Raw genomic sequence first — 26,877 nt, forward strand, 5'->3', positions numbered from 1 at the left:
CACCGCGTCCTGACCCGGCGGTCAGCCGGCGGCCCGGCCGGCGCCGGCGCGGGCGAAGTGCCGGACCACGTCGTCGGGCGGGTCCGGCACCGTCAGGGGCACCGACCCCGACCGCAGGGACCGCGCCGCCAGGACCCCGGTGGCGACCGCCTCGCGGGCCGCGACCGGGGACACCAGGGTGGGGGAACCCTCGACCACGTGGGCGAAGAACTCCGCCAGGGTCGCGAGGTCGGCGTCGTCGTGGCCGCTGCTGACGCCCCCGATCGGGTGCTCGCGGTCGCCGGTGGCGGTCCACTCGTGGCGGCGGTCCCACACGCGGACGACGCCGCCGGCGGTGTCGCCGAAGTTCTCCAGCCGCCCCTCGGTGCCGATGACGGTGTAGTTGCGCCAGTAGTCGGGGGTGAAGTGGCACTGCTGGTAACTGGCCTGCACGCCGTTGTCCAGGCCCATGAGCACCATGGACAGGTCCTCGACGTCGACGACGGGGTTCAGCCCGGTCTGCGCCGCGGGCGGCCAGGTGCCCGCCGTGAACCGGTCCGGCACCGCCTCGCCCGCCCGTTCCCGCCGGTCGGTGATCGCGCCGTACACCACGAGGTCGCCCATCCCGACGACGCGGCGGGTGTACCCGCCGGCCAGGTGGTGCACGACGTCGAGGTCGTGGCTCCCCTTCTGCAGCAGCAGCGTCCCCGTGCGGCGGCGGTCGGCGTGCCAGTCCTTGAAGTAGTAGTCCCCGCCGTGGCCGACGAAGTGCCGCACCCACACGGCTTTGACCTCGCCGATCTCCCCGCGGTCCACGATCCCCTTCATGGTGCGCACGACGTCCGCGTGCCGCAGGTTGTGCCCCACGTACAGCGGCGTCCCCGTCGCGGTCGCCGTCGCCAGGACCCGGTCGGCGTCGGCCAGCGTCGTGGCCAGGGGTTTCTCCAGGTAGACCGCGACCCCGGCGCGCAGCAGGTCGACGGCGATGCCGGCGTGGGTGTCGTCGGGGGTGGTGACCAGCGCGGCCCGCACGCCGGTCCCGGCCAGGAGGTCGCGGTGGTCGGCGAAGACGGCGGCGCCGGGGAACAGGGCCGCCGCCCGGTCCCGGCCCGCCGGGGTCGTGTCGGCGACGGCGGTGACGCGCGCCGACGGCCACGCCTGCGCGACGTGGGTGCCGAGCTCGGCGCGGTCCCCGGCGCCGACGACGGCGACCGGCAGGTCCGGCGTCACGCCGTCCCCTCGGCCAGGACCCGCAGGAGGCGGATGGTCTCCTCCTCGACGGCGGCGCGGCCGGCGCTGACGTACCGGCGGGGGTCGGTGACGTCGGGCTGGGCGGTGAGCACCTGCCGCAGCGCCCCGGTGAACAGGCCGTTGAGGTGGGTGGCGACGTTGACCTTCGTCATCCCCGCCCCCACCGCCCCGCGCAGCTCGGCGTCGGACAGCCCCGAGGAACCGTGCAGGACCAGCGGGACGGGGACGCTGCGGGCCAGTTCGCGGATCAGCTCGCGGTCGGCGCTGGCCACCCGGGTCCGCATGGCGTGGGAGGTCCCCACCGCGACGGCCAGCGCGTCGACGCCGGTCGCCGCGACGAACTCGGCCGCGTCCGCGGGGTCGGTGCGGGCGCCGGGGACGTGCACGCCGTCCTTGCCGCCCACCTCGCCCAGCTCGGCCTCGACGCCGATGCCCGCGTCGTGGCAGCGCCGCGCCACGTCGCGGGTGGCGGCGAGGTTCTCCTCGTAGGGCAGTTCGGACCCGTCGAACATGATCGAGTCGACGCCGAGCTCGATCCCGGTGGCGACGAGGTCGAGGTCCTTGACGTGGTCGAGGTGGACGAGGACCTCCACGTCCGCCGCGCGGGCGACGGCCTGCGCGGCGACCGTGATGGGGACCAGCCCCCGGTGGTAGGTGACGCAGTTCTCGCTGATCTGGAGGACCACGGGCAGCCCGGCGCCGGCGGCCCCGGCGACGATGGCCTCGGCGTGCTCGAGCAGGACGACGTTGAACGCGCCGACCCCGCGGCCGGCGGCGCGGGCGTCGTCGAGCAGCGTCGTGAACGGGGAACTCATGCCGGGCTCCTGGTCGGGTCGAGGGGGAGGTCGAGGGGGAGGTCGAGGGGGAGGTCGAGGGGGAGGTCGAGGGGGAGGTCGTCGAGGAAGCGGGTGAGGGCGCGGTGGTCGACCTCGCCGGCCGTGGGGCGCAGGACGGCGGCGGCGCCGAAGGCCGCGGCGCAGCGCAGCGCGTCCTCCAGGGCCAGGCCCCGGGTGAGCGCGAGCACGAGCCCCGCCGTGGCGGCGTCCCCGGCGCCGGTGGGGTTGCCCCGCACCCCGGGGACCGCGGGGACGGTCAGGACCGCGCCCCCGGTGTAGGCGGCCAGCCCGTCCTCCCCCCGGGACACGACGACGGCCCCGGCGCCGCGGGCGAGCAGGTCGGCGGCACCGTCCGCCTCGGAGGCGGCGCCGGTGGCCGCGAGGAGTTCCTCGCGGTTCGGTTTGCACACGTCCGCGCCGGCGCCGGCGGCCGCGAGGAGGGCCGGGCCGGGCACGTCGGCGACCGTGAGGCCGGTCCGCGCGGCGATCAGCCGTCCCACGCCGGCGGGGTCGGCGCCCGGCGGCAGGGACCCGGACACGACGAGGGCGTCGGCGTCCGCGGTGCCGGCGGCCGCGGTCAGCGCGTCCCACTCCGCGGCCGTGACCGCCGGCCCGGGTTCGGCGAGCACCGTCGGGTGGGTCAGGTCGTCGACGACGGTGACGGTGGTCCGCGTCGGGCCGGACAGCGCGACCGTCGTCGCCGGGACGTCCAGCGCCGCGGCGAGCCACGCGCCGGAGGGGCCCCCCAGCGGCAGCACGCACCGGCACGGCACGCCCGCGGCGTGCAGGACCCGGGCGACGTTGACCCCCTTGCCGCCGGGGCGGCGCGCGACGTCGAGGACCCGCTGCGTCCGGCCGGTGCGCTGCTCCTCGACGCGGTAGGTCACGTCGACCGCCGGGTTGGGGGTGACGACGACGATCACGACGCCGCCCGCCGCAGGGCGTACAGCGCGCTGCCGTGCCCGGGGTCGTACCGGGGTTCGACCAGGGTGGGGCGCAGCGGGCTGGCGGCCAGGGCGGCCACGAACTCCTCCCGCACCACGGGCGCCTGGAACAGCCCGCCGGAGTAGGACACGGGGACGTCCTCGCCGGGGCGGTACCCCAGGGCGCGCGCCGTGGTCTCCACGAGCAGCAGGAGCTCGGCGGCGGCGTCCCGGACGATGCCCCGGGCCGTCGGGTCGCCGTCGGCGGCGGCGGCGGTGACGGCGCGGGCCAGGGAGGCGACCTCGGTGCGCCGCCCCTGCCAGTGGTCCAGGACGACGCTGATCACGTCGAGGTCGGAGGCGACGCCCAGGGCGGCGCGGACGGTGTCGTGCAGGGCCGTCCGCGGCGCGCGGCCGTCGGCCATCCGGGAGAAGGCGTTCAGGCCGCGGACGGCGACCCAGTGGGCCGACCCCTCGTCGCCGAACAGCTCTCCCCAGCCCCCGGCCCGGTGGGACCTCCCGTCCCGCTCGCCGTAGGCGATGGAGCCGGTCCCGGCGACGACGTTGACCCCGTCCCGCCCGCCCAGGGACCCGGCCCAGCCGCTGACCATGTCGTTGCCGCAGACGTAGCGCCGGTGGCCGAGGACCTTCTCGGGGAGGGCGTCCAGGGCGGGGACGTCGGCGCTGAACTCGCCGTAGCCGGGGAAGGCGAAGAACGCGAAGCCGAGGTCGTCGGCGTCGATCCCGGCCGTCACGGCGGCCACCCCGTCGGCGACGATCCGCTCGACCGGGGCGAGCCCGTCCCGGCCGAAGTAGTAGCAGGACGGTTGCTGGTCGCGGGCGACGACCGCGCCGTCGGCGTCCACGAGGACGAAGGCGGTCTTGGTGCCGCCGCCGTCCATGCCGAGGTAGTGGGTCACGGCAGGGGCAGTTCGTGGATGCGGACGCCCCGGACGACGCGGTTCACCGAGCCGTCGGGGAACGGGTTGTCGGGCGTGCAGCCCAGGCGCACCGAGGCGCCGAGGGCGAGCAGCTGCGCGAACGTCGCCAGCGCCACGGCCCGCAGGCCGTCGTCGAGGTCGTCGAGGCCGGGCACCGGGAAGTCCTGCGCGCCCAGGTGCACGACGCGGCCGGGGTGGTCCTGCCGCAGCTCGGCGACGATGTCGGCGTCGTAGCGCGCGGTGTAGGGGTCGCCGGACCCCAGGACGACGACGAGCGTGCGGTCGTCGACGACCGACTTCGGTCCGTGCCGGAACCCCAGCGGGGTGTCGTGGAAGGCCGCGACCCGGCCGGCGGTCAGTTCCAGGAGCTTCAGCGCGGACTCCTGCGCGAGCCCGCGCAGCGGCCCGCTGCCCAGGTAGACGACGCGCCGGGGTTCGCCGTCCAGCAGCGCCTCGACCTCCCCCGAGCGCTCCAGCAGGGACGTCGCGGCGTCCGCGAGGGCGTCGACGGTGCCCGCGCGCCCGGGCTCGAAGGCCAGCAGGACCGCCAGCAGCATCGTCGAGAAGCTCGACGTCATGGCGAAACCGGTGTCGTTGGTCCGCTCGGGCAGCAGCAGCACGAACGACCGCGGCGCGTCGGCGTGCTCGCGGGCCAGGCGTCCCTCGGCGTTGCAGGTGATGACGAGGTGGTGGACCTCCGGGGCGACCTGCTCGGCGACGCGGGTGGCGGCGGAGCTCTCGGGGCTGTTGCCGGACCGGCCGAACGAGACCAGCAGCACGGGCAGCGGTTCGGCCAGGGTCCCCAGCGGGTCGGCGACGAGGTCGGTGGTGGCGAGGGGCTCGACGCGGCGGCGCAGGGTGCGGCGCAGCGCCTCACCGGCGATGTCGCCGATGAACGCGGAGGTGCCGGCGCCGGTGAGGACGATGCGCAGGTCGTCGCGGGCGAGCAGCGGGGCCAGGAACTCCCGCAGCGCGGGCCCGCGGTGGGCCAGGAGGTCTCGCAGCTCGCGCCAGGCGTCCGGCTGCTGCCGGATCTCGCGGTGCGTCGCGCTGGTGGGGGTGGCCAGGTGGGGCACGGGTGCTCCTGCGGTTCGGGGCGTGCGGGTGGTCGTGGGGGTGGTCGTGGAGGTGGTCGTGCGGGTGGTCACGGGGTTCAGCCCTTCAGGCCGGCGGAGGCCATGGTCGCGACGAACTGCTTCTGCGCGAGGAGGAAGAGCAGCACGAGCGGCAGGGTCGCGACGACGTTCCCGGCCATGAGCAGCGACCAGTCGGTGCGGCGGGTGCCCTGGAAGTTCGTCAGGCCCAGCTGCAGGGTGAAGGCGTCCTCGTCGTTGATGGCGACCAGCGGCCAGACGAGGTCGTTCCAGGAACCCAGCAGCGTGAAGATCGCCAGCGTCGCCAGCGCCGGCCGGGCCAGCGGCAGGACGATGCGGAAGAAGACGCCCCAGCGGGAGCACCCGTCGATGCGGCCGGCCTCCTCCAGCTCGGCCGGCAGCGACAGGAAGAACTGCCGCATGAGGAAGATGCCGAACGCCGAGGCGAGCCAGGGGACGATCGCGGCACCGAGGTCGTTGACCAGGCCGAGCCGCGCGAACATCACGTAGGTCGGGATCATCAGCAGCTGCGACGGGATCATGATGGTGGCCAGGACGGCGAGGAACCCGAACGAGCGGCCCGGGAACCGCAGGCGCGCGAAGCCGTAGCCGGCCAGCGAGCACAGGACCAGGTGGGAGACGATGGCGACCGCGGACACGACGGCGGTGTTGAGCAGCCAGCGCAGGATCGAGGACTGCTCGAACAGCTTCTCGTAGCCGCTCAGCGTCAGCTCGGAGGGGAGGAACGCGGGCGGGAACCGGTTGATGTCCGACGCGGGGGTCAGCGAGGTGAGGAGCATCTGCGCGAAGGGCAGCACGAACAGCAGCGCGACGGGCACCAGCAGCAGGTGCCAGGGGCTGAACGGCAGCCGGCGGCGCGGGCGCGGCGGGGTGAGCGTGGTCACGAGGTCCTCCCGGCACGGCGTTGGGTGAGGGTGACGGCGACCGTCACGGCGAGGGTGGCGAGGAACAGCCCGTACGCGATGGCCGAGCCGTACCCGAACTGCAGGTGCTGGAACGCCGTCGTCCACACCTGGTAGACGATCGTCTCGGTCGCGCCGAGCGGCCCGCCGCGGGTGGTGGCGTAGACGAGGTCGAACAGCTGGACCGCCTGCAGGGTCTGGTAGACGGCCACGAACGAGGTCACCGGCCGCAGCTGGGGCCAGACGACCCGCCAGAACACCTGCCAGGAGGTCGCGCCGTCGATGCGCGCGGCCTCGAGGGTCTCGGCCGGGACGTCCTGCAGGGCGGCGAGGTAGATGACGGTCGTGAACGCCGCCTGGCCCCACAGCGACATGATCGTGATGACGACCATGGCCTGGCCGCTGTCCTCCAGCCACCCCTGCTGGGGCAGGTGCAGGACCCGCAGCACGTTGTTCACCAGCCCGAACTGGGGGCTGAACAGGTACGTGGTGAGGATGCCGGTGGCGGCCGCCGACGCGACGAACGGGACGAACACCGCCGTGCGGTAGAGCCCGACGAACCGGATCCTGCGGTTGAGCGCGACGGCCAGGAACACCCCCAGCAGCAGCGAGGCCGGCACGAACAGGACGGTGTAGAGGCCGGTGTGCAGGACGGCCGCGCCCACGTCCGCGTCGGTCAGGAGGTCGCGGTAGTTCTGGGTGCCCACCCCGACCGGCGGGCTGAAACCGTCCCAGGCGCGGAAGGACAGGACGAGGGCCCACACGCCGGGGAACAGGGTGAGCCCGCCGACGACGACCAGGGCGGGGGCGACGAAGCCCCAGCCGGCCCAGGCCTCCCCGGTGAGCCGGCGGCGGCGGGGTGCGGCGGTCTCGGCGGGGGGCCGCTGGGTGCGCGGTCCGGTGGTTCCGGTGATGGTCACGGGGGCTCCTAGCTCTGCCGGAGGGCTTTGTCGGCGGCGACGGTGGCCTCGGCCAGGGCCGGCCCGGGCGCGCCCTGCCCCTGCAGGACGCGCGCGACCGCCGCGCCGACGGCCTCGGACAGGCCGTTGTAGCCGGGGACGGTGGGGCGCGACTGCTTCGCGTTGGCGGCGTTGGCCTGCATGACGTCCAGGCCGGGCAGCTCGCGCGCCTGGGCGAGGAACGTCTCGCCGGTGGCCTCGCTGGACCGCAGCGGCAGGTTCCCGACGGCGAGGTTGAACCGCTCGTCCTGCTCGGCCGACGTCAGCCACCGGGTGAACTCGGTCGCCCAGTGGGCCCGGTTGACGTCGTCGTTGTCGAACAGCGTCCACAGGTCCGGGCCGGAGACCGTCTCGTGGTTGCCGTCGGTCCCGGGCAGCCGCACCACGCCGTAGGAGGTGCCCGCGGTCTGGAGCGCGGACAGCTCCCAGGGGCCGGAGGTCATCATCGCGACCCGGTCGCTGGCGAACAGCTGGGCGAACTTCGTGTCGGTCTGGTCGAGGTAGACGCTGCGGTCGTCCACGGCCATGGCGCGCAGGAACTCCAGCGCCTCCACCCCCTCGGGGGAGGCGAACGCCGCCCGGCTGCCGGACTCGTCGAGGATCGCCCCGCCGTTCTGCCACAGGTGCGGCCACAGCTGCCAGGTCGTCTCCTCGCTGCCGGAGACGGAGTAGGCGTACCCGTAGGTCTGGGAGGCGGGGTCGGTGAGCTGCTTCGCGGCGGCCCGGAACTCCTCCCACGTCCAGTCCTCCGTCGGGTGCGGGACCCCGGCGCGGTCGAAGACCGTCGTGTTGTAGAACAGCGCGATGTTGTCCACGACGGCGGGGAACCCGATGGTGCGGCGGCCGGTCGGCCGGGCCGTCTGCCGGGCGGCCTCGGTGAACTCCTCCCAGCCCACCTCGGGGCGGGCCACGACGTCGGTGATGTCGAGGGTCCGGCCGGAGCGTTCGAGCTGGCTGGCCCAGGACCCGAACGTGTAGGAGATGTCCGGGGCCTCGTCCGCGGCGAAGGACGCGGCCAGCTTCTGCAGCAGCTCCTCGGTCGAGGACGCCCCGGGGGACATGTCGATGGTGACGTTGGGGTGCAGTTCCTCGAACTCGTCGACGAGTTCCTGCAGGAGGTCCCCGGCCTCGTCGCTCTGGCCCGACCAGAACGTGAGGCGCACCTCGGCGGAGGTGTCGAGGACGGTGATCTCCTCCTTGCCGCAGCCGGTGGCCAGCGACAGGGCGAGCAGGCCGGTGGCGGCCAGGGCGAGCCGGCGGGACGGGGGCACCAGAACTCCTTCGGTCAGGTGGTGGTCACAGCGCGTTCGGGGCCAGGGGCTCGCGCAGAGCCTCGGGCAGGAGGTCGCCGTGGGCGGCGACGAGGTCGTCGCACATCGCCCAGATCTGCTCCGGGGTCAGCGTCGAGCTGGCGTTGGGGTCGACGAGGACGGCCTGCCGCAGGAGCCGGGGGTCACCGGTGCGGGCCGCCTCGACGGTGAGCTCGGCGACCGAGACGTACGGCCGGTTCACGGCGGCGGCCTGGACGGGCAGCGCCCCCACGGGCTGCGGGCGGATGCCGTCCCGGCCGACCAGGGTGGGGACCTCGACGACGCAGCCGGCCGGCAGGTTGTCGACGAGCCCGCGGTTGACGACGTTGGCGTGGATCTCCCGCTCGGTGCCGGTGACGAGGGAGTGGACGACCTGCGGCGCGTACTCGGTCGCGCCCTGCTCCAGCGGCAGGTCCTCCCCGGCCGCGAGGGCCTTCTCGGCGGCGTGGAACTCGTCGAGGTTCTCCTCGGAGATCCGCAGGTACTCCGACGGTTCGAGCCGGAACCGCTCGACCTGCTCGGGCGAGCGCAGGAACCACGGCAGGTACTCGGCGGAGTGCTCGCTGGTCTCGGTCGGGTAGTACCCGACGCGGCGGAAGACCTCGACCCGGACGCGGCGCTCGAGCTCGGGGTCGCGGGCGATGCGCTCGCGCAGCAGCGGGTACAGGTCGCGGCCCTCGTGGGTCCACTCCAGCAGCCAGGCCTGGTGGTTGACCCCGGCGGCGCGGAAGCGGGTGTCCTCCACGTCGAGGCCGAGCAGCCCGGCGAGGTCGTGCGCGGTCCAGTACACGCTGTGGCACAGGCCCAGGGCGGTGAGCTCGGGGGCCACGACGCTGGTCCACCAGATGTTCATGGCCATCGGGTTGGTGTAGTTCAGGAACACCGCGTCCGGTGCGACCTCGCGCAGGTCGGCGGTGAGGCCGGTGAGGAACGGGAAGGTGCGCAGGGCGCGGAACACCCCGCCGACGCCGGTGGTGTCGCCGATGGTCTGCTTCAGCCCGTAGCGGGCGGGGATCTCCAGGTCGTGCCGGGTGGCCTCGATCCCGCCGATCTGGACCATGTCGACGACGAAGTCCGCGCCGGCCAGCGCCCGGCGGCGGTCGGTGGTGGCGGTGACCGTGGTCCCGGGGCGCCCGAGGCGTTCGCGGACCTGGTGCGCGGTGCCCTCGGCGACGGCGAGCCGGCGTTCGTCGATGTCGAAGAGCGCCAGGTCGAGGGGGCCGAGGTCGTCGAAGCCGAGGAGGTCGGCGACCAGCTGCCGGGTGAAGACGACGCTGCCGGCCCCGACGAAGGTGACTCGAGTCATGGGCCGATGTTGAATGGGGTGAGCGATGGCCGCAACGATCTGAGCGAACCGCTCAGAACTACTGATCGGATCCCTGGTGACGACGGCACTCCCCCTCCCCCGCGCCGGCTCGGGCAAGCGTTCGCGCCGGCTGGTCGCCCTGCTGGACCTCCTCTCGTCGGGGGAGACGGTCAGCCTGCACCGCATCGTCGACGAGCTCGCCGTCTCGGTCGCCACGGCCCGGCGCGACCTGGCCGACCTGGAGGACCAGGGGCTGCTGACCCGGACCCACGGCGGGGCCCGGATCGCCGCCGCGGCCGTGGAGGTCCCGGTGCGGCTGCGGGCCGGGACCTCGCACCGCACGAAGCAGCTCATCGCGCGGCGCGCGGCGACGTTCCTGCCGCAGGGCCCGTACGCCGTCGCGATCGGGGGTGGGACGACGGCCGCCGAGGTCGCCCGGGCGCTGGTGTTCCGCGGCGAGCTGACGATCGTGACGAACTCGCTGACCACCGCCGGGGAGATCGGGTCCCGCCCGAACCTGCGGGTCCTGGTGACCGGTGGGATCGTGCGCCCGAACTCCTTCGAGCTGGTGGGGGTGCTGGCCGAGAACACGTTCTCGGCCCTCAACGTCGGCACCGCGTTCCTCGGGGCGGACGGGCTCAGCGCGGCGGGCGGGGTCACGACCCACGACGAGATCGAGGCCCGGACGAACGCGGCGATGGTCGGGAACGCCCAGCGCACGGTGGTGGTGGCCGACTCCTCCAAGATCGGTCGGGTCACCCTGGCGCGGGTGGCCGACCTCGCCGGGGTCCACGACGTCGTCACCGACTCCGGTGCCCCCGGGGAGGAGCTGGAGCGGATCCGGGCGTGCGGGCCCCGGGTGCACGTGGTCGCCGTGTGACGCGGTGTGAGGCCGCTCAGGCGAGCGCGGCGGCGATCCGCGGGACCAGCGCCTCGACGCCGTAGGGCACCGACAGGACGCTGTTGTAGGTCATCGCCCCGCGCTCGTCGACGGTGGGCAGCACCAGCCCGCCGCGCTGCACGACGGGCAGCCGGCGCAGCACGGGGTCGTCCTCGACCCCGGCGCGGGTGGAGTCGTCGGTGAGGACGACGAGGACGTCGGCGTCGAGCAGGTCGAGGCGCTCGGCGGAGACGTCGATGAAGAAGCTCTCCCCGGTGTCCAGGGCGGCGACGGCCGGCGGGAGGGCGAAGCCGAGGTCGGCCAGGAAGGCGCCGCGCGCGTCGCCGGGGGTGAACACGCCGTACTTGCCCTGGTAGGGCAGGGCGACCAGGGCGGTCTTCCCGGCGAACTCGGGGTGGGCGGCGACGGCGTCGGTGAACGCGGCGTCCGCCGCGTCGACGAGGGCCTGCCCCTCCGCGGGTTTCCCGAGGGCGCCGGCGACGGCGAGGGTGGTCGCGGTCCGGTCGCTGCCGTAGTCCGTGCTGCCGGCGGGACGGGCCAGGACGGGGGCGACCTGCGAGAGGTCGTCGTACCGCGCCCGGTCGATGCCGGAGACGAGCGCGAGGATCAGGTCGGGTTCGACCGCGGCGATCTGCTCGACGCCGGACTCGACGTCGGAGCCGAGCTTGACGAGGTCGCCGGTGAGCCGGTCCGCGGCCCAGGGCCCGAGGCCGGTCTCGGGGTAGAACGAGAACCCGGTGTTCGTCAGGGGCTGCCCGCCGAGGGCCAGCAGGGCGTCGGCGTCGGTGACGCCGAGGACGGCGACCCGGGTCGCGGGGGCGTCGACGACGGTCTCGCCGAAGGCGTGCCGGTATCGGAACGGGAACCCCGCGGCGGCGGCGCTGCCGGTTCCGGTGGCGGGGGGACCGGCGGCGGACCCGTCGGCGCCGCAGGCGGTGAGGGCGGCGCCGGCGAGGGTGAGGCCGGTCCCGGTGAGCAGGTGGCGGCGGTTCAGGAGAGGAGGCACGGACAGGAAGCTTAGCCTGTCCTCACCTCCTCTCCCGGTGCCGGGATCAGTCCGTGACGAGCGGGGCGCGCTCCCCCGGCTGGCCGGGGACCGCAGCGCGCCCGGCGCGCTCGGCCTCGCCCTCGCTCACCGCCGTCGTGCTGGACAGCGGGATCTCGGGGAGGAAGCACGCGATGACGGTGCCGACCAGGAACATCGGGACCATCCAGGCGAACATCGGGACCAGCGCCGTCGCGTAGGCGTTCACGACGAGGTCGGCGACCTGCGGCGGCAGCTGCTCCAGCGCCGCGGGGGTCAGGGAACTCGCGCCGCCGTGTCCGCCGGCGGCGACGTCCCCGCCGAGGGCGCCGCCGAGGCGCTCGGTGAGGCGGCTGGAGAACAGCGTGCCGAGGACCGCGATGCCGATGGTGACGCCGAACTCGCGGAACAGGTTGTTCGCCGAGGTCGCGGTCCCGATCTCCTGCGGGGACACGGCGTTCTGGACGGCCAGCACGATGATCTGCATGAACAGCCCCAGGCCCGCGCCGAGGAGGGCGACGTAGGCGCACAACTGCCACAGCGGGGTGTCCAGCGTCATGGTCGACATGGCGTACATCCCGGCGGCGGCGATGACGGTGCCCACGATCGGGAGGAACTTGTACCGCCCCGTCCTCGTCACCACCGCACCGGAACCGATGCTGGTGACCAGCAGCGCGACGACCATCGGGATGAGCAGCAGGCCGGACTCGGTGGCGTCGACGCCGTAGGACATCTGCAGGTACGTCGGCAGGTACGCCAGGGCGCCCATCATCCCGGCGCCGACGACGAGGCCGAGCAGCGTGGTGACGACGAAGGTGCGGTTGCGGAACAACCGCATCGGCAGGACCGGTTCGGACGCGGCGCGCTCGACGAGGACGAACGCGACGGCGGCGGCCACGGTCGCGGCGGCGAGGCCGAGGATCGTGCCGGAGGTCCAGTCGTACTGGCTGCCGCCCCAGCTGGTGACCAGGACGAGGCCGGTGATCGCGAGGGCGAGCAGCACCATGCCGGCGTAGTCGATCCGCGCGGTGTTCCTCCGCACCGGGAGCTTGATGGTGACGGCCGCGACGACGAGCGCCACGATCCCCAGCGGCAGGTTGATCCAGAACACCCAGCGCCAGTGCGCCGAGTCCGTCAGCCAGCCCCCCAGCAGCGGCCCGGCGACGGAGGAGACCCCGAAGACGGCGCCGATGGGAGCCATGTACTTCGCACGGTCCTTGGCCGGGACGACGTCGGCGATGATCGTCTGCGACATGATCATCAGCCCGGCGCCGCCGAGGCCCTGGACCCCGCGGGACAGGATGAGCCACAGCATGTCCTGCGACAGCCCGCACAGCGCCGAACCGGCGAGGAACAGCGCGATGGCGACGAGGAACAGGTTCTTGCGGCCGACGAGGTCGCCCAGCTTCCCGTAGACGGGCATCGCGACGGTGAGCGCGAGCGTGTAGGCCGTGATGGTCCAGCTCATGTGCTCCAGGCCGTCCAGCTCACCGACGATGGTCGGCAGGGCCGTCCCGACGATCGTCTGGTCGAGGGAGGCCAGCAGCATGACGAGCATCAGGCTGGTGAAGATCCACCCGATGCGGGGTTTCTCCTCGGTGGTGGCGGTGGTGGTCACACGTCGCTCCGGTGGTCGGTGAGGGTGCGCAGGGCGGCCCAGGCCGCCCGCGTGGAGGTCAGGAGGTCCGGCTGCAGGCCGGAGAGCCAGGTGCTGCCGCTGACCCGCAGGACCGCCCCGGCGACGGCGGCGACCGTGCGGGCGGTGAACTCGTCGGCGCCGCGGGCGGCGATCGCCCGCGCCAGCGCGTCCTCGACGGCGGCCATCCGCACGAGGAGGCCGGGCAGCAGTTCGGGGGAGGTCTCGACCAGGCCCATGAGCTGCAGGGCGCGGTCGCGGTCGTGGGTCTCGCTCTCGACCTGCCGCTCGAACAGCGCTTCGAGCGCGTCGGCCAGCGGTAGCGGGGAGTCGTGGAACTCCTGCAGCAGCTCGGGCCGCCAGGCCATCGTGTTGTGGAACAGCGCTTCGTCCTTGGTGGCGAAGTAGTTGAAGAACGTGCGGCGGGAGATCCCGGCGCGGGCGGCGATCTCGTCGACCGTCACCGCGTTCCAGCCGTTCTCCAGCGCCAGGTCGACCGCCGCGTCCGCGATCTGCTGCGTGGTCTCGGCGCGGCGGCGTTCGCGCAGGGAGGGTTCGGGCAGGGAGGGGTCGGGCACCACCCCAGGTTGCACTCAGTGCAGACTTTGCGTCAAGTGCAGATCACTCGCCCGGCGGTGGCTCCTGCGCGGCGAACCAGTCCGCGTACTCCGTGGTGCGCGCCAGGTGCCGCGTCAGGTCCGGCGCGCCGTCGTCCCACCACACCGGACCCCGCTCCCCCAGCGCGTGCTTCGCCGCGTCCACGCGCCGCCGCGCCTCCTCGCGCTCGCCGTCCCCGGCCGCGTCCCGCTTCTGCCGCCGCGCGGCCATCAGCTCGCGCACCAGCTCCTGGCGCCGCTCCTCGGGCAGCGACGGGTCCGAGCACCGCCACAACCGCCCCCGCACCACGAGGTACCGGCCGTCGGGGGTGATGAGGGGCGCCACCCGCCGATGGTGTCGGGCGGGCGCGGCGGCCGCACGCCGGCGACGCACCCACCCCCGACCCCCGTCCAGAGCGGTGGCGCCCCGGGTCCGGTCGTCGTGATCCACCGCCCGTGCCGATGAGCGAACGGGTGCCGTGTCGTCTCCCACCCCCAGCGGTGACCACCGCTCAGGCATGGTGGTGGGCGAGGCGCACCGGTCCTGCGGCAGCCGGACGTGCAGCACAGAGAGAGGCGTGACCTGGTGACCCGAGGTCCTGTGACAGCGCAGGAGGCGGAGGAGTGGGCCGTCTCGTTCCTCGGTCCGGACGCACCGTGCCGGGTGCAGGTCGAAGTCGCCGCCGGCGACGCCGCGGCAGCTGCCGCCGTCTTCGACGACCCCGACGCCGACGAGGTCCTGCACCGCACCGACCCCGCCATCGACGACCAGGTGGCGACGTTCCGGCTGGAGATCGACCGCAGTCACCGCCCCACCGCCGTCGGCTACGCCACCGGGAGGTTGCGCCACGCCGGGATACCGGTGCTGCTCAGCCGGCCGCTGGACGTCGCCGAGACGGTCAGCGACACCTGGCTGCAGGAGCTGATCGGCGGCCCCGGCCCAGACGAGAACATCCCCGGCCCCTACCCCCGCGCCCTGTTCGCCATCGGCGGGGCACGGGTCGTCCAGCAGCTGCTGGACATCGTCACCGACCCCACCGCCTTCCCCGGCTACCGCGACCGCGCCGCCCAGGGATGCCTGTTCGCCCTGCGCAACACCCCCCAGGAGCACCTGTGCCGACAGGTGCTGGACGCGGCGGTGCAGCAGCTGCGCCCGGCGCTGCGGGCCTCGCCCACCCGGACCCGCGCACCGCGACACGTCACCTCCCTGGTCGAAGCGCTGCAGGACGCCCTCGACCAGGTCGCGTCCTGGTCCTACCCCGAGTTCCGGCCTGTCCCGCAGTTGCCGCAGGAACTGCTCACCGAACTGCTGGCCGGCCCGTGCCGGGACCTGCACTGGCCGGCCCTGCAGATCCTCGCGGTGATGCCCGCCCCCCTCAGCGAGCAGACGGCGGCCGCCGTGGCCGCGGCCGCCGTCCACCACGCCGGGATCAAGGGGCCCGACGCGGCGGTGGTGGCCGGCGACGCCGTCCGCGCTCTGGGCCGCTGCCCCGACACCACCCCGGTGCGGCAGGCGCTGGAGGTGCTGAGCCGGTCCAGGAGCCTGGACGTCCGCCTGGACGCGATGGACGACCTCGTCCACCGCGGGGGCCGCCCCGCGGCGAAGGCCCTGTGGGAACGGCTCCTGCAGAACCGGTCCAGCGCCGACCGCCGGTACGCCGGTGGACTCATCGCCACCCACGGCCGGGCCGAAGACGTCCCCGCCGCGATCACCGCCCTGGGGCAGGTGTGGACGTCCAAGCACAGCCCTCAGCCGGTGCACGACACCTCGGGACTCGTGACGGCCTCGCCGTGGGGCGCGGAACTGCTCACCTTCGTGTGGAACCACCGCGAGCACCCCGCGGCCGCAGCCGGGATCCAGCGGCTGCGCCGCCGCTGGCCCACGACGCGCCCCGACCTGACCGCGTGGGTCGCGCAGCACCTGCCCGACCTGCCACCTCCGGGGCCTGACCACACCCGGAACCCCGACCGCGCCACGAACCCCGTTCACACGGACGGCTCGACCACGCGCGCATCCCGCTGATCAGGACGTCCGGACGTCTCACGGGTCGATGGCCGCGCTGTCGCGCTCACGCCGGTCTACACGGTCAAGGGGTCCATCGAGCGCCGGGGAGCGACTCCAGGAACTGCACCGTCAGGTGCGCGACCCGGCGGTGCAGCGGTGTGCGTTCACCGGGGGTGGGTGCGTCGAGCAGGTCGTAGTGCCCCACCTGGTCCCCGAGACGGATGCTCTGCGCGGCGGGGAGGTGCTCGGCGTAGACGTCGGCGTTGGTCGCGGCCGGTGTGGTCTGGTCAGCGCCGCCGGACACCACCAGGACCGGGCACCGCACCCGCGCCAGGCTCTCGAGCTCGAGCAGCGCACCGATCCCCGGGGACAGCAGGACCGCCGCTTGCACCCGCCCATCGCTGACGTCGGCCTCGCACCCTGCGAGCAGGCCGTCAGGGTCCTGCTCCCAGTACCGGCGCAGCTCACCGGCCAGGCCCGGGTACTCCGGCACCGGCGGCAGCGCGATCCGGCCGCTGACCAGCGCCTCGAACCCGGGGCGGGACACGCGTGCACCGCACAGGGCGGCCGCGGTGTAGCCACCGATGGAGAAGCCGCAGGCCACCACGCGGGAGGCGTCCAACCCCAGCCCCAGGCCCACGGCCAGGTCCAGTGCCCGGCTCAGGTCCAGCGGTCGTTCCCAGGCGCGGAGGAACGCGGCGGCCTGGTGGTCCTGAGTGGCCGTGTTGCCGTGGTGGTCCACCGCCAGCACCGCCCAGCCGGCCTCCACCACAGCCTCAGCCAGCCAGGCCAGCGAGCGGGCCGATCCACCCGTGCCGTGCGACAGCAGCACCACCGGCCAGGGTCCGGCCCCTCGCGGACGCCACAGGCTCGTGCGCAGGGGACGAGGACCCGCAGGTGCCCACGCCGCCCGCTCGGGGTCGGCGAAGTCGAGCACCAGAGGCGTCACCGCGTCGGCACCCGGATCCACGCAACGGACCGTAGCAACCGCTCCTGGTGCGATGCCGGCGACGTCGCGGCCATGACCGTCCTGCTGGGTGCTCTGCTGTGACGAGAGGGTGCGCCCCCGATCCGGTCGACCCTGATGCATCCGCGGAAGGATGGCGTCGAGCAGCCCGGAGGGCGGCTCGTGGCGTTGGAGGGGCCACGCCCTGCCTGGCCGGATCGGACTGGCAGGCTGGCCGGTGTGAACGATCGATGACCAAGACCGAACGCTGGTACGCCATCGTCGAAGAGCTACGCGCCGTCTCCCCCCGACCACGCAGCGCGCAATGGCTCGCCCACCGCTTCGAGGTCAGCCGCCGCACCATCGAACGCGACCTGGACGGACTGCTCCGAGCCGGCGTCCCCCTCTACGCTGAGGCCGGGCGCACCGGGGGTCACGTGCTCGCGCCCTCGGCGACCTTCACCCCACCCGCACTGGCGGCAGAGGAAGTCATCGCCCTCGCCGTCGCCGTCGAACGGCTGGTCGGAACCCCCTTCGCCGAGGACGGGCGCGCGGCGATGCGCAAGCTCCTGGGGACCTTGGGCCACGGTGTCAAGACGACGGCCACCACCACCCGGATCGGGTTGATGCAGGAGGTTCCGGAGGTCTCTCGTTCAGTGCAGCGGACGGTGCAGCAGGCACTGCGCTCGGGACGCGTGCTGCACCTGGACTACACCGACAGCTCCGGTGTCACCACTCTGCGCGAAGTCGAACCGCTCGGCTTCCTCGGCGGGGAGCACTGGTACCTCGTGGCGTGGTGCCGCCTGCGACAGGCGGTGCGCGGCTTTCGCCTGGACCGCATCGGCACCGCCACCGTCCTGGAAGAACACGCCCCAGCACGCGAGGTCGACCTGACCCAGCTCGTTGATGGCGTTCCCGTCAGGACGCTCCTGAATTCCGACACACCGTTGTCGCCCACCCCGGCCAGGGTGGTCCCATGACTGAACTCGCACAACGTTGGATCGACGTCTGGAACGGCGACCTCGCCTCCGCCGACGAGCTGCTCACCGACGACTTCCGCATCCACTTCGGAGACCCCGGCCCGCTGGCCGACCCCGACGCCATCGTGGGGCCGGCGATGATGGCGGCCTACGTCCGCGCATACCGCGAGCACTACCCCGCCCCTTCCTTCGTCATCGACGAAGTCCTTCCCTCCGGGCAGGGATTCGCCTTCCGCTGGACGGTGAGCATCGGCGACACCTCGGTCAGCGGCATCGACGTCGTCCACACGGCAGGTCAGCAGATCGAGCGGGTGTGGTCGGTGACCGCTCCCCGCCGCCTGCCGGCGTGAACGACCTGCCCGGGGGATGAAGGAGTGAGCGCACGCCGGTGGGCCACTGCGGTGCTCGAACAGCCCACGGCTGGTGGAGCGCCCGGTGACCGCCGGTGGCGCATCCGCCGCTCGGGAGGTTCGCGGCTCTCGGGTGCGGAGCGTGGAACCGTGGACGGGCGACACGCCCCCGTGACCCGTGACCACGGCAGCGATGACCCCACGGACTCGTGCTCGCCAGGCACGGACGCGGTCAGCAGTCGGCGGGTGCGCTGCAGAGGGGGTGTGCTGCACCCCTGATCCGAGCGGCCTGTCAGCGCGGTCCGCATCCGTCCACGCTGGGACCGGCGAGGCGTCTGCCCCTGCCGATCCAGCTCCTGGAGGAAATCACGATGACGACCCCTCACGACCAGACCGCCGCACCTTCGACCGTCCTCGCCCAGGCGCCGGCCGTCTCCTACGACGAGCACAGCAAGGTCGTCGTGATCACGGGGGCTTCCAGCGGTATCGGTGCGGCCACCGCCTCGCACCTGGCCCAGCAGGGGCACCGCGTGGTCCTCGGTGCCCGGCGCGCTGACCGCCTGGCTGAGGTCGTCGAGCAGATCCGCACCGCGGGCGGCGCAGCTGAAGCGCACGGAGTGGACGTCACCGACGCCGCCAGCGTCACAGGCCTCATCAGCGCCGCCCGGACGCGTTTCGGGCGGGTCGACGTGCTCGTCGCCAACGCCGGGGTGATGCCGCTGTCGCCGCTGGCCGCGGGCGACCTGGCGGGCTGGAACCAGATGATCGACGTCAACGTGCGCGGGCTGCTCCACGGGCTGGCGGCGGTCCTCCCGGTCTTCTCCGAGCAGCAGCGAGGTCACGTGGTGACGATCGCCTCCATCGGCGCCCACGAGGTCTCCCCGACCGCAGCGGTTTACTGCGCCACCAAGTTCGCCGCGTGGGCGATCACCGAAGGGCTGCGCCAGGAAGCCACCGACGGGCTGAGGGTCACCACCGTCTCCCCCGGAGTGGTGGACAGCGAACTCGCCTCGACCATCACCGACCCCACCGCCGCTGAGGCCATGCGGGCCTACCGGTCGGTGGCCGTCTCCCCCGACGCCGTCGCCGCGGCCGTGGCCTACGCCATCACCCAGCCCGACGACGTCGACGTCAGCGAGATCATCGTCCGACCCAGCTCCCGGGCACGTTCGTGAACGCACCGGCCCACCTGCCGGAACCGCCCCGGGAGCACCCCTACCTGGGTACCTGGGTCACCTCCGACGGCTGGATCCGGCACCACCTGCTGCCCGGCGGGCGCTACGAGGAGGCTCGCGGACCGCGCGAGCGCGCCTACACCGGCAGCTACCGGGTGCGGGAGACGCACATCGACTACCTGGACGACACCGGCTTCACCGCCGACGGGGACTTCGTGCCCGATGCGCGAGGGCGGGTGGTGCTGCACCACGCCGGGATGCTCCTGCGTCGTGAGCAGGCGCCGACCGGTCCCGGGCAGCCGTAGCGTGGGTGGAGTGAGCGAGCTCGGGGAGTACCTGCAGGCCCGCCGCGCGCGGACGAACCCGCACGCGGCGGGCCTGCCCGCCGGAGGTGGGCGCCGCCGGGTGGCGGGGCTGCGCCGGGAGGAGGTGGCCGTGCTGGCCGATGTCAGCGTCGACTACTACCGTCGGCTGGAGCAGGGGCGTGAACACCACCCGTCAGCCCAGGTGCTCGATGCTCTGGCTCGCGTGTTCGACCTGGACGAGGACGCGACGGCGCACCTGTTCGCCTTGGCTGAGCAACAGGTACCGCGGGTACGGGCCCGGGTCCGGCGTCAGGTGCACCCCGACCTGCTGCGGCTGCTGCAGTCCTGGCCCGAACACCCCGCACTGGTCATCGACCCGGCGCTGGAAGTGCTGGCGCTCAACTCGCTGGCGGCGGCGTTGTACGCCCCGTTCGCCCGCACCGACAACCTGGCGCGGATGACGTTCCTGGACCCCGTGGGGCGTGATTTCTTCGTCGAACACGACCGGGCGGCGCACGCCTGCGTCGCGAACCTGCGAGCCGCCCAGGGCGCTGACCCCCGTGACGAGCAGGTGGTGGACCTCGTGGCCGAACTGACCGCCGGGAGCAGCCAGTTCGCCGAACTGTGGGAACGCCACGACGTGCGGGGCAAGACGCGCGACGCCAAGACGTTCCGGCACCCGCAGGTGGGTGAGTTCTCCCTCGTCTCCCAGACGTTCGACGTGCGTGGTGCCCGCGGTCAGCAACTGGTGGTGTACACGGCCGAGGCGACGGGCAGCGCCGGCGACGTGGCGTTGCGTCTGCTCGGGACACTCGCTGCGCAGCGGGCCATCCCCGGCGCTCGGGCCATCGAGAACTCCGGGTGACTGTTCTCGACGTCGATCGCGGCTCAGCCTCATCGATGCAGGGCAGGCGGTTGGAGACACCTCCGCGCCCATCCCCTGCCAGCACCGACGGCCCCGGCCTCGCGTACCGACGCGTCGTGGACGCCGAGCCGGCCCCGTCCGGTCGGCGTGGTGACGCGACGCAGAACCGGCGCACGCCGTGCTCGTCCGCTGAGCCCGCGACCTGCACGGCACCAGCACCTGACAGCTGCGACGACGCCGACCTGCGCAACGGACGGCTCACACCTCGCCCGCGGCGCTCAGGCACGTTCCACCGGTCACGCTACCGAGCACGCCGTGGCTCCTCGGCGAGTGCGACGAGGAGCCGCGGGTGAGCCCGTACCGGTTCAGCCGTCGCTCGCGGAAGCGCGGGCACGCGCGTCGTCGAAGCCGGCGCGGATCGTCTCGGCGAGGTCGGCGCGCTCGGGAGCGGGCAGGAAGGTGCACCGGGCGGCGTTGAGCTGGAACTCCTCGACCTCGGCCAAGCCGTAACCGAAGGCCTCGACCAACGCGGTCAGGTCAGCGGTGAGCGTGGTCGCGCTCATCAACCGGTTGTCGGTGTTGACGGTCACCGCCATCCCGCTGCGGTACAGCAGGTCGAAGGGGTGCTCGGTCATGTGATCACCCCAGTGCGCGAAGGCGCCGGTGTGCAGGTTGGAGGTGGGACTGAGCTCGAGGGCGATGCCGCGGTCACGCACCCACGTGGCGAGGGGCCCCAGGACCGGCCGCCCGTCGGCCTCGGTGATGTCGAGGGCCAGGCGGGTGCCGTGGCCCAGACGCAGGGCGCGCCCGTCCAGCAGGGCGGAGGCGATGCTGGGCAGGTCGTCGGCCTCACCGGCGTGCACCGTGATCGGCAGGTGCGCGGCGGCGACGCGCTCGAAGGCGGCCCGGTGGGCGCTGGGCGGGAAGCCCTTCTCCGGCCCGGCGATGTCGAAGCCGACCACCCCGCGGTCGCGGTGGCGCAGTGCGAGCTCGGCGATCTCCTCAGAGCGGTCGTTCTGCCGCATGGCGCACACCAGCAGGGTCACCCTCGTCGAGCCACCCGCCGCCCTCACCTCCGCAGCGCCCGCCTCCAAGCCCGCCAGGACGGCCTCGACCGCGTCGTCCAGCGACAGCTCGGCGGTGGCCGACTGCTCAGGCGCCCAGCGCACCTCGCCGTAGACCACACCATCGGCCGCGACGTCCACGACGTACTCCCTGGCCACCCGCTCCAGGCCGGCCGCGTCGCGCATCACCGCGGTGGTGATGTCGAAGGAACGCAGGTAGTCCACCAGCGACCCGGTGGTGGACTGCCCCAGGAACCAGGCGCCGAGCTCGCCGGCATCCGTGGTCGGCAGCTCCAGGCCCACGGCCTGGCTCAAGTCGATGATCGTCTGCGGCCGTACGGCCCCGTCGAGGTGGTCGTGCAGGCTCACCTTCGGCAGCGCCCGCAGCACGGATTCGCTCGGTGCCTGCGCGGCGGTGGGGTTCCCGGTGCTCGGGCTGGTCGGTGCGCTCACGTCATCTCCCTGGGTCGGTGTCCTCGATCGGCGCGATCCGCGCCGCTGCCCCGGCGCGAGCGATACGGGTGGGGTTGGCCGGCTCTGGTGCTGCTCAGTGCGGTGACCAGTCTGGTGCACCGCGGCGCTCGACCCGGTGGGGGTGGCTGACGGGCCCTGCGCGAGGTGGTGACGGCCGCTCGACGGTGATCGAACGCCGTGTCCCCCGGGATGTGCGTGATCACAGGTGTCCAGCGATGACCTCGCACGTTGAGGAGCGGACGGTCGAGAGACGGGGTCACCGCGCTTCGGTGGAGCTGCGCGGAGCCGAGGCCCGCGCCGCTCGCGCTGGATCAGGTGTCGGGTTCGACGCGGTCGACGCCGAGCAGGTGCGGACTGCCCCTCGACCGAGGTGCACGCCCTGGTCGAGGCTCGGCGGAGACTCAGCCGTACAGCTGTGCAGGGTCACCTGACAGGGCCGCCTTGACGAACCGTGCCGGGTCGTCGACGAGGACCTCGATGCTGCCGGCCTCGACACCGGCCAGGCTGGCGCGGGCCACGTCGACAGGGTCGATCTTGGGGCCGTCGTTGCCGGCCATCATGTCGGTGTCAGCAGCGCCCAGGTGGACTCCCTGGACCAGGACACCCTGCCCGGCCAGCTCCACCCGGACGCCGTTGGTCAGGTTCCACTGCGCGGCCTTGGCGACCGAGTACGACCCCGATCCGGCAGCGGTGGCGACCCAGGACAAGACCGACAGGACGTTGACGATGGCGCTGGGTCCGTTGCCGACCAGGACGGGGGCGAAGGCGCGGATGACTCCCAGGGTGCCGAACAGGTGGGTCTCCAGGTCAGCGCGGACGTCGGCGATCGGGGAGGTCAGCAGGTCGGCGCCGGTGGTAGTGCCGGCGTTGTTGACCAGCACGGTGACGTCGGAGGCGGTGACCGCGGCCTGAGCGATGGAGTCGGGGTCCAGCAGGTCCACGTGCAGCGCGACGACGCGGGAGTCGCCGACGTCGATGAGCTCGGGGCGTCGGGCGCCGGCGTAGACCTTCTGCGCCCCCCGGGCCAGCAACTGCTCGACGAAGTGTCGGCCGATGCCTCGGTTGGCGCCGGTCACCAGCGCGGTGGACCCGTTGATCTGCATGGTCGTCCTCTCGACGTGCGTCGCCCGTAGCGCAGGAGCGCGTGGCGCTGGCCAGGGACGACCCCCGGCCGGCGCTGGGTACGCTAGGACTTCACGTCGACGTCAAGGGCAAGTCCGGAAGAGTCGTGCCGGGGCCGAGAGGGGCGGTTGTGCCGACCGAGCACCTGCGCATCGGAGAGATCGCCCAGCGGGCCGGGGTCAGTACACGGGCCCTGCGCTACTACGAGGAACAGGGGCTGCTGCATCCGCGACGCACCCTCAGCGGTCAGCGGGTGTTCCCCGCCTCGGCCGTGATGCGTGTCCAGCTCATCCAGCAACTGTTCGACGCAGGTCTCAGCAGCCCCCTGCTGGCCGCGCTGCTGCCGGCCATCGATGCCCGCCACCTCGACCCGGACCTGGTGGCGCGGTTGCTGGCCGAGCACGAACGCCTGCAGGCCGAGGTCGCCGCGCTGCAGGCCACCAGCCGTCGCCTCGCCGCTCTGATCGGCCTGGTCGACCACCCTGATGACGGGACGTGCCCGGGTTCCCTCGACGAAGCCGTCGGGGGTGACCTGCCCGCCTCGGAGACGCCCCGGACGACGCGCCGGCGCCTGGGACGGACGGGGCGTGTCGCCTGATCGACCTCAGATCCGAAGACCCGCGTTCCCAGCGGTGGAGGGGGAAGACGCCACCGCTGGTCACGCGCTGAACGTCACGACCGAGGTGCGAGTTCGACGCCGAGCTGACGCATCGTCTCGAGGTTGTCGTACTGCACCCACTCCTCGGCGAGCTTGCCGTCCTCGTCGTAGCGGAACATGTTGATCAGCGTCAGCGTGAACCTCCCGCCATGGGGCTGAACGGTGCCGAACGGCGACGGCTCGAACGGCCCGTCGAAGGTTCCACCCATCTCCGTGCGACATCCGACGAGGCACCCGGACGAGACGATCTCGTACCGCTCGCAGTAGAAACCGCTGAAGGCGGACCGCATCTGGGCGAAGAAGGCCTCGAGTCCCGGGAAGTCGAGTTCGACGCCAGGGCCGTGGAACCTGAAGTCCTCACTGAAGTACTCCCGCAGAACGGCGGGGTTCTCCTGGGCGATGGCATCTCGACCGATCTGCACGAGCGCTCGCGAGCGCTCGTCGTAGCGGGGGTCGGTGGGCTCGATGAACTTCGGCATGCTCTTCCTCACGGTCGTGGGTGATGGCTCCTCCTGAGGCTCACGATGAGCGTGGCAGGGCCAGTTCCACGACCGTAGGACCTGGAGTCGACTCCAGGTCAACTCCGGCGTCCAGAGGGTTCAAGGAGTCCGGGTGGACCCGTGCACCGAGGCTGCACCCCTGGCTGCGAAGTAGGCGTCGTCGACACCGTCGTTGACGAAGAGCTCACTCGCGGTTCCGAGCGGAAGGGCCTCGGTGTACGCGGCCACCTTGGCCGAGATCAGGTCGAGCGCGTCCTTCAGCACGGTCATCTGGGCCTGCACCGCCGCCTGGTGACGTTGCAGCAACTTCAAGCGCTCACCTTCGTTGCCTGCCCCGGCCTGGACCATCTCGGCGTAGCGGGCGATCTCAGGCAAGGGCATCCCGGAGGCGCGCAAACGTTGACAGACACCGATCCAGGCGAGGTCGTCAGTCGAAAAACCCCGGCGCCCACCCGCACCCCGCCGAGGGGGAGGAAAGAGGCCTCGGCGCTCGTAGAAGCGAAGCGTGTCGACGCTGAGGCCGGTGCGCGCACTGACCTCTCCGATGGAAAGGAGGTCGTGAACCGGAGGCATGCGACGAGGCTACGTCCACGCCTGCTCGTCCGATGACTCATCGGCTCGCCGGACACGGACCGCGTCCAGAGACGCGCCGTCGGCGGGACGGGCGAGCGGGCCCCGCCTCACCGTGAACGTCGAGTCGGAGGGTGCTCCTCGTCGGTGCTCGCCGCGCGAGCAGTGCCCCGAACCTCACGGAACCTCCCGTCGGTCCCGGGCCGAGAAGCAGCCCACCACCACCGGCAGGCGGTGATCCGTGCCCAGGCCGCCTCGACCGACTGCTCCTCGTTCACCGAGCCGTCTCGGCCACCAGCACCGAGCAAGACGCGCCGGTCGCGGTCACAGAGCGCTGCACGCACGTCCAGCTCCTGACGAGGACAGGGACCTCAGGCCGGTCGCAACCACACGTCGACGAGCAGCAGGTCGTCCGGCACCGCCCGCAGACGCTCCGCCACCTCGGACGTCATGCGCGTGAACCACGCTTGGCCCACGGTCCGGTCGCTGACCCTGGACTCACCGAAGGCGAACATCAGGTCTTCGCCGACTTCCTCACTCACGAGGTAGCTCATGGCTGCCTCCAGCGCTGGATCCCGCGGGAGTGCTGCGGAGCGCTCATCAGCTGGGCATTCGGCCCAGGTGTCCGCGTCGGACCGCACTGGAGTCAGTGATCCCACCACGCGAGGGGTGGGCGCCGGCCCGACCGTGTGCGCCTCGACACCACCACCAGCCCACACCCCGTGGACCGAGGCGATGCTGGTGACCGCCGGCTTCACACCCGGTGGGAACTGCACCGGTACGCCCTCACCGCACGGTAGGCCAGGTCGTGGACCGCCCTCATCGCCCAGGGGGGCCAGGTGCAGCGCACCCTCCACCTCGATCACCTGGCCGTCGACGTCCACGGTGTCGCCGTCGCGCAAGACCAAGTCCTGGAGATCCACCATCTCAGCAGTGGATCACCGGGTGCGCTTCACCATCAAGCCTGGAGCGCCCCAAGAAGCAGGTCTACTGAACGAGGACGTGCGGTATGGCGCCTTCCGAGCGCGATCACGGGCAGCTGTCGACGCCTCCACCTGGCCGGGCCGTCGCCGTGGGGGAAGTCGACGAGCAGCCGAAGAGCGAGTGGTCCTCGACTGATCCACTGGCAGCCTGGTTCACGGTCCACACCCGCCGAACGAGGAGTCCGGATGACGCTCCACGCCGAGCACGACGTCCTCCGGGAACCCTTCGCGGTCCTGCGTGACGAGGTCGTCGTCCTCCACTGCCTGCGGCCGCAGGACGCAGAGGCGCACCTCGCAGGAGAGGACGAGGGCCAGGTGCGCTGGCTCAACGAGGGGCACCACTCCACGCTCGAGCGCGTGAGCGCGTGGATCGGTGAGAACCACGGCGAGTGGACCGACGACGGCCCCCGACGTCACTTCGGCATCTTCGACAGGGCGACGAAGACGCTGGTGGGAGGCGTGGAGGCCAACCTCGGCCTGCTCGACGGTGCCCCGGAGCGGGTCAACCTCTCCTACGCCGTCTTCCCCGCCTGGCGAGGACGTGGGCTGGCCGCACGAGCAGTGCTGCTCGTGGGCCACTGGCTCGCGGACCGCACCCCGGCCCGGACAGCAGTCCTCCGCATCGAACCGGGCAACGACCACTCCCACCGCGTGGCGGTGGCCTGCGGCTTCACCCGGACCGGTGTCGTCCTCGCCGATGAGGTGGAGTTCGTCTGCTACGAGAGGTCGCTGAAGGACGAGATGTCCGGGTGATTCCCAGAGCCCCGGAACGGCTCACGGCTCCTCCGGTCAGGACGCCGTCGGCGCGCTCGACGACCTCGCGGTCTTGCCGGTGTCGTGCCGTGCGGCCAGAGCCGTTGCGTGACGTTCCGGCACCCCCAGGAGCGGACGAGGTGTTGCAACGCACCACGACGGCACTGTCAGGAAGTCTCCGCGGCCCGTCCGCCCCACGTCACGGTCATCCCGCGTCGTGCGTGATCGCCAGCAGCCGACGACGTCGCTGTCGTGCCGAGGAGCGGACGGCCGCACATCGGCTGGTCGACCACCGATGATCGGGCGATGCCCGTCGATGGACCACTGATGCAAGCTGCCGTTGATCAAGCCGACCGCCGCGGGCCCCAGCGCGACGCCGTGGCTGCTGCGGTCCGCCTCGAAGACGGCAGAGTCCTGACGGGTGTGTCGCTGGCCGACGACAACGCCG

The 26,877-nt window shown here is 72.9% G+C and carries 28 protein-coding genes; 9 read left to right on the plus strand and 19 right to left on the minus strand.

What is annotated here, in order from left to right:
- Positions 1–21 precede the first annotated feature (21 nt).
- The 9 genes from ACRYM6_RS12985 to melA form a co-directional block, all read right to left on the minus strand.
- Positions 22–1,209: a Gfo/Idh/MocA family protein gene (locus ACRYM6_RS12985; RefSeq protein ID WP_432543296.1), complete on the minus strand. Its 1,188-nt coding sequence runs from the start codon at positions 1,207–1,209 to the stop codon at positions 22–24.
- Positions 1,206–2,045, minus strand: a complete 840-nt coding sequence (locus ACRYM6_RS12990) for a class II fructose-bisphosphate aldolase (protein ID WP_432543297.1) — start codon at positions 2,043–2,045, stop codon at positions 1,206–1,208. The genes ACRYM6_RS12985 and ACRYM6_RS12990 overlap by 4 nt, the downstream gene beginning before the upstream one ends.
- Complete coding sequence (locus ACRYM6_RS12995) at positions 2,042–2,989, minus strand: 1-phosphofructokinase family hexose kinase (protein ID WP_432543298.1); 948 nt, start codon at positions 2,987–2,989, stop codon at positions 2,042–2,044. The genes ACRYM6_RS12990 and ACRYM6_RS12995 overlap by 4 nt, the downstream gene beginning before the upstream one ends.
- The gene (locus ACRYM6_RS13000) at positions 2,986–3,909 is read right to left on the minus strand and encodes an N-acetylglucosamine kinase (RefSeq protein WP_432543299.1); all 924 of its coding nucleotides are present in this window, start codon (positions 3,907–3,909) and stop codon (positions 2,986–2,988) included. Before ACRYM6_RS13000 ends, ACRYM6_RS12995 begins: the two co-directional genes overlap by 4 nt.
- On the minus strand, positions 3,906–5,006 hold the full coding sequence (locus ACRYM6_RS13005; RefSeq protein WP_432543300.1) for an SIS domain-containing protein: 1,101 nt from the start codon (positions 5,004–5,006) through the stop codon (positions 3,906–3,908). Before ACRYM6_RS13005 ends, ACRYM6_RS13000 begins: the two co-directional genes overlap by 4 nt.
- 77 nt (positions 5,007–5,083) lie before the next feature.
- Positions 5,084–5,929 carry a carbohydrate ABC transporter permease gene (locus tag ACRYM6_RS13010; RefSeq protein WP_432543301.1) on the minus strand — a complete coding sequence of 282 codons (846 nt, stop codon included), beginning with the start codon at positions 5,927–5,929 and terminating at the stop codon, positions 5,084–5,086.
- Entirely contained in the window at positions 5,926–6,867 is a 942-nt protein-coding gene (locus ACRYM6_RS13015) for a carbohydrate ABC transporter permease (RefSeq protein ID WP_432543302.1), read from the minus strand. Before ACRYM6_RS13015 ends, ACRYM6_RS13010 begins: the two co-directional genes overlap by 4 nt.
- An 8-nt stretch (positions 6,868–6,875) precedes the next feature.
- The gene (locus tag ACRYM6_RS13020) at positions 6,876–8,177 is read right to left on the minus strand and encodes an ABC transporter substrate-binding protein (protein ID WP_432543303.1); all 1,302 of its coding nucleotides are present in this window, start codon (positions 8,175–8,177) and stop codon (positions 6,876–6,878) included.
- A gap of 25 nt (positions 8,178–8,202) precedes the next feature.
- Positions 8,203–9,522, minus strand: coding sequence for an alpha-galactosidase (melA, locus tag ACRYM6_RS13025; RefSeq protein ID WP_432543304.1), 1,320 nt, complete (start codon positions 9,520–9,522; stop codon positions 8,203–8,205).
- A 76-nt stretch (positions 9,523–9,598) separates the two neighbouring features.
- Between melA and ACRYM6_RS13030 the strand changes: the two genes are divergently transcribed.
- Complete coding sequence (locus ACRYM6_RS13030; protein WP_432543305.1) at positions 9,599–10,402, plus strand: DeoR/GlpR family DNA-binding transcription regulator; 804 nt, start codon at positions 9,599–9,601, stop codon at positions 10,400–10,402.
- Between the two features lie 16 nt (positions 10,403–10,418).
- Here ACRYM6_RS13030 and ACRYM6_RS13035 read toward each other — a convergent pair whose 3' ends face one another.
- From ACRYM6_RS13035 to ACRYM6_RS13050, 4 genes are read right to left on the minus strand one after another with little or no spacing between them, the layout of a single operon-like run.
- Positions 10,419–11,429 (minus strand): ABC transporter substrate-binding protein, encoded by a 1,011-nt coding sequence (locus tag ACRYM6_RS13035; protein WP_432543306.1) that lies wholly within the window; start codon positions 11,427–11,429, stop codon positions 10,419–10,421.
- A gap of 46 nt (positions 11,430–11,475) precedes the next feature.
- Positions 11,476–13,065: an MDR family MFS transporter gene (locus tag ACRYM6_RS13040; protein ID WP_432543307.1), complete on the minus strand. Its 1,590-nt coding sequence runs from the start codon at positions 13,063–13,065 to the stop codon at positions 11,476–11,478.
- Complete coding sequence (locus tag ACRYM6_RS13045; protein ID WP_432543308.1) at positions 13,062–13,661, minus strand: TetR/AcrR family transcriptional regulator; 600 nt, start codon at positions 13,659–13,661, stop codon at positions 13,062–13,064. Before ACRYM6_RS13045 ends, ACRYM6_RS13040 begins: the two co-directional genes overlap by 4 nt.
- 43 nt (positions 13,662–13,704) lie before the next feature.
- Complete coding sequence (locus ACRYM6_RS13050) at positions 13,705–14,025, minus strand: hypothetical protein (RefSeq protein WP_432543309.1); 321 nt, start codon at positions 14,023–14,025, stop codon at positions 13,705–13,707.
- Positions 14,026–14,343: 318 nt separating this feature from the next.
- Between ACRYM6_RS13050 and ACRYM6_RS13055 the strand changes: the two genes are divergently transcribed.
- Positions 14,344–15,702, plus strand: coding sequence for a hypothetical protein (locus ACRYM6_RS13055; RefSeq protein ID WP_432543310.1), 1,359 nt, complete (start codon positions 14,344–14,346; stop codon positions 15,700–15,702).
- 64 nt (positions 15,703–15,766) lie between these two features.
- On the opposite strand, the gene ACRYM6_RS13060 is transcribed toward ACRYM6_RS13055, so the two are convergent.
- Positions 15,767–16,654: an alpha/beta hydrolase family protein gene (locus tag ACRYM6_RS13060; protein WP_432543311.1), complete on the minus strand. Its 888-nt coding sequence runs from the start codon at positions 16,652–16,654 to the stop codon at positions 15,767–15,769.
- Between the two features lie 227 nt (positions 16,655–16,881).
- Here ACRYM6_RS13060 and ACRYM6_RS13065 point away from each other — a divergent pair, with 227 nt between their 5' ends.
- The 5 genes from ACRYM6_RS13065 (at position 16,882) to ACRYM6_RS13085 (ending at position 20,305) form a co-directional block, all read left to right on the plus strand.
- Positions 16,882–17,610 carry a helix-turn-helix transcriptional regulator gene (locus tag ACRYM6_RS13065; protein WP_432543312.1) on the plus strand — a complete coding sequence of 243 codons (729 nt, stop codon included), beginning with the start codon at positions 16,882–16,884 and terminating at the stop codon, positions 17,608–17,610.
- A complete protein-coding gene (locus ACRYM6_RS13070; protein WP_432543313.1) occupies positions 17,607–17,960 on the plus strand; it encodes a nuclear transport factor 2 family protein in 354 nt (117 codons plus the stop codon). The genes ACRYM6_RS13065 and ACRYM6_RS13070 overlap by 4 nt, the downstream gene beginning before the upstream one ends.
- A gap of 365 nt (positions 17,961–18,325) precedes the next feature.
- Complete coding sequence (locus tag ACRYM6_RS13075) at positions 18,326–19,135, plus strand: SDR family oxidoreductase (protein WP_432543354.1); 810 nt, start codon at positions 18,326–18,328, stop codon at positions 19,133–19,135.
- Positions 19,132–19,440 (plus strand): Atu4866 domain-containing protein, encoded by a 309-nt coding sequence (locus tag ACRYM6_RS13080; protein ID WP_432543314.1) that lies wholly within the window; start codon positions 19,132–19,134, stop codon positions 19,438–19,440. The genes ACRYM6_RS13075 and ACRYM6_RS13080 overlap by 4 nt, the downstream gene beginning before the upstream one ends.
- Positions 19,441–19,450: 10 nt before the next feature.
- Complete coding sequence (locus ACRYM6_RS13085; RefSeq protein WP_432543315.1) at positions 19,451–20,305, plus strand: helix-turn-helix transcriptional regulator; 855 nt, start codon at positions 19,451–19,453, stop codon at positions 20,303–20,305.
- A 365-nt stretch (positions 20,306–20,670) separates the two neighbouring features.
- Here ACRYM6_RS13085 and ACRYM6_RS13090 read toward each other — a convergent pair whose 3' ends face one another.
- Positions 20,671–21,822 (minus strand): adenosine deaminase, encoded by a 1,152-nt coding sequence (locus tag ACRYM6_RS13090; RefSeq protein WP_432543316.1) that lies wholly within the window; start codon positions 21,820–21,822, stop codon positions 20,671–20,673.
- A 422-nt stretch (positions 21,823–22,244) separates the two neighbouring features.
- Positions 22,245–22,946 (minus strand): SDR family oxidoreductase, encoded by a 702-nt coding sequence (locus ACRYM6_RS13095; protein WP_432543317.1) that lies wholly within the window; start codon positions 22,944–22,946, stop codon positions 22,245–22,247.
- A gap of 149 nt (positions 22,947–23,095) precedes the next feature.
- Between ACRYM6_RS13095 and ACRYM6_RS13100 the strand changes: the two genes are divergently transcribed.
- Positions 23,096–23,563, plus strand: a complete 468-nt coding sequence (locus ACRYM6_RS13100) for a MerR family transcriptional regulator (RefSeq protein WP_432543318.1) — start codon at positions 23,096–23,098, stop codon at positions 23,561–23,563.
- A 74-nt stretch (positions 23,564–23,637) separates the two neighbouring features.
- Here ACRYM6_RS13100 and ACRYM6_RS13105 read toward each other — a convergent pair whose 3' ends face one another.
- The 3 genes from ACRYM6_RS13105 to ACRYM6_RS13115 all read right to left on the minus strand — a co-directional run bounded on the left by ACRYM6_RS13105 (position 23,638) and on the right by ACRYM6_RS13115 (position 25,619).
- Positions 23,638–24,102 carry an ester cyclase gene (locus ACRYM6_RS13105; protein ID WP_432543319.1) on the minus strand — a complete coding sequence of 155 codons (465 nt, stop codon included), beginning with the start codon at positions 24,100–24,102 and terminating at the stop codon, positions 23,638–23,640.
- Between the two features lie 120 nt (positions 24,103–24,222).
- Complete coding sequence (locus tag ACRYM6_RS13110) at positions 24,223–24,696, minus strand: MerR family transcriptional regulator (RefSeq protein WP_432543320.1); 474 nt, start codon at positions 24,694–24,696, stop codon at positions 24,223–24,225.
- Between the two features lie 368 nt (positions 24,697–25,064).
- Complete coding sequence (locus ACRYM6_RS13115) at positions 25,065–25,619, minus strand: hypothetical protein (RefSeq protein ID WP_432543321.1); 555 nt, start codon at positions 25,617–25,619, stop codon at positions 25,065–25,067.
- A 243-nt stretch (positions 25,620–25,862) separates the two neighbouring features.
- On the opposite strand from ACRYM6_RS13115, the gene ACRYM6_RS13120 reads away from it, so the two are divergent.
- Positions 25,863–26,429, plus strand: coding sequence for a GNAT family N-acetyltransferase (locus ACRYM6_RS13120; RefSeq protein WP_432543322.1), 567 nt, complete (start codon positions 25,863–25,865; stop codon positions 26,427–26,429).
- Positions 26,430–26,877 lie beyond the last annotated feature (448 nt).

Source organism: Kineococcus rugosus, from assembly GCF_050871975.1.
In the GTDB taxonomy this organism is placed as follows: domain Bacteria; phylum Actinomycetota; class Actinomycetes; order Actinomycetales; family Kineococcaceae; genus Kineococcus.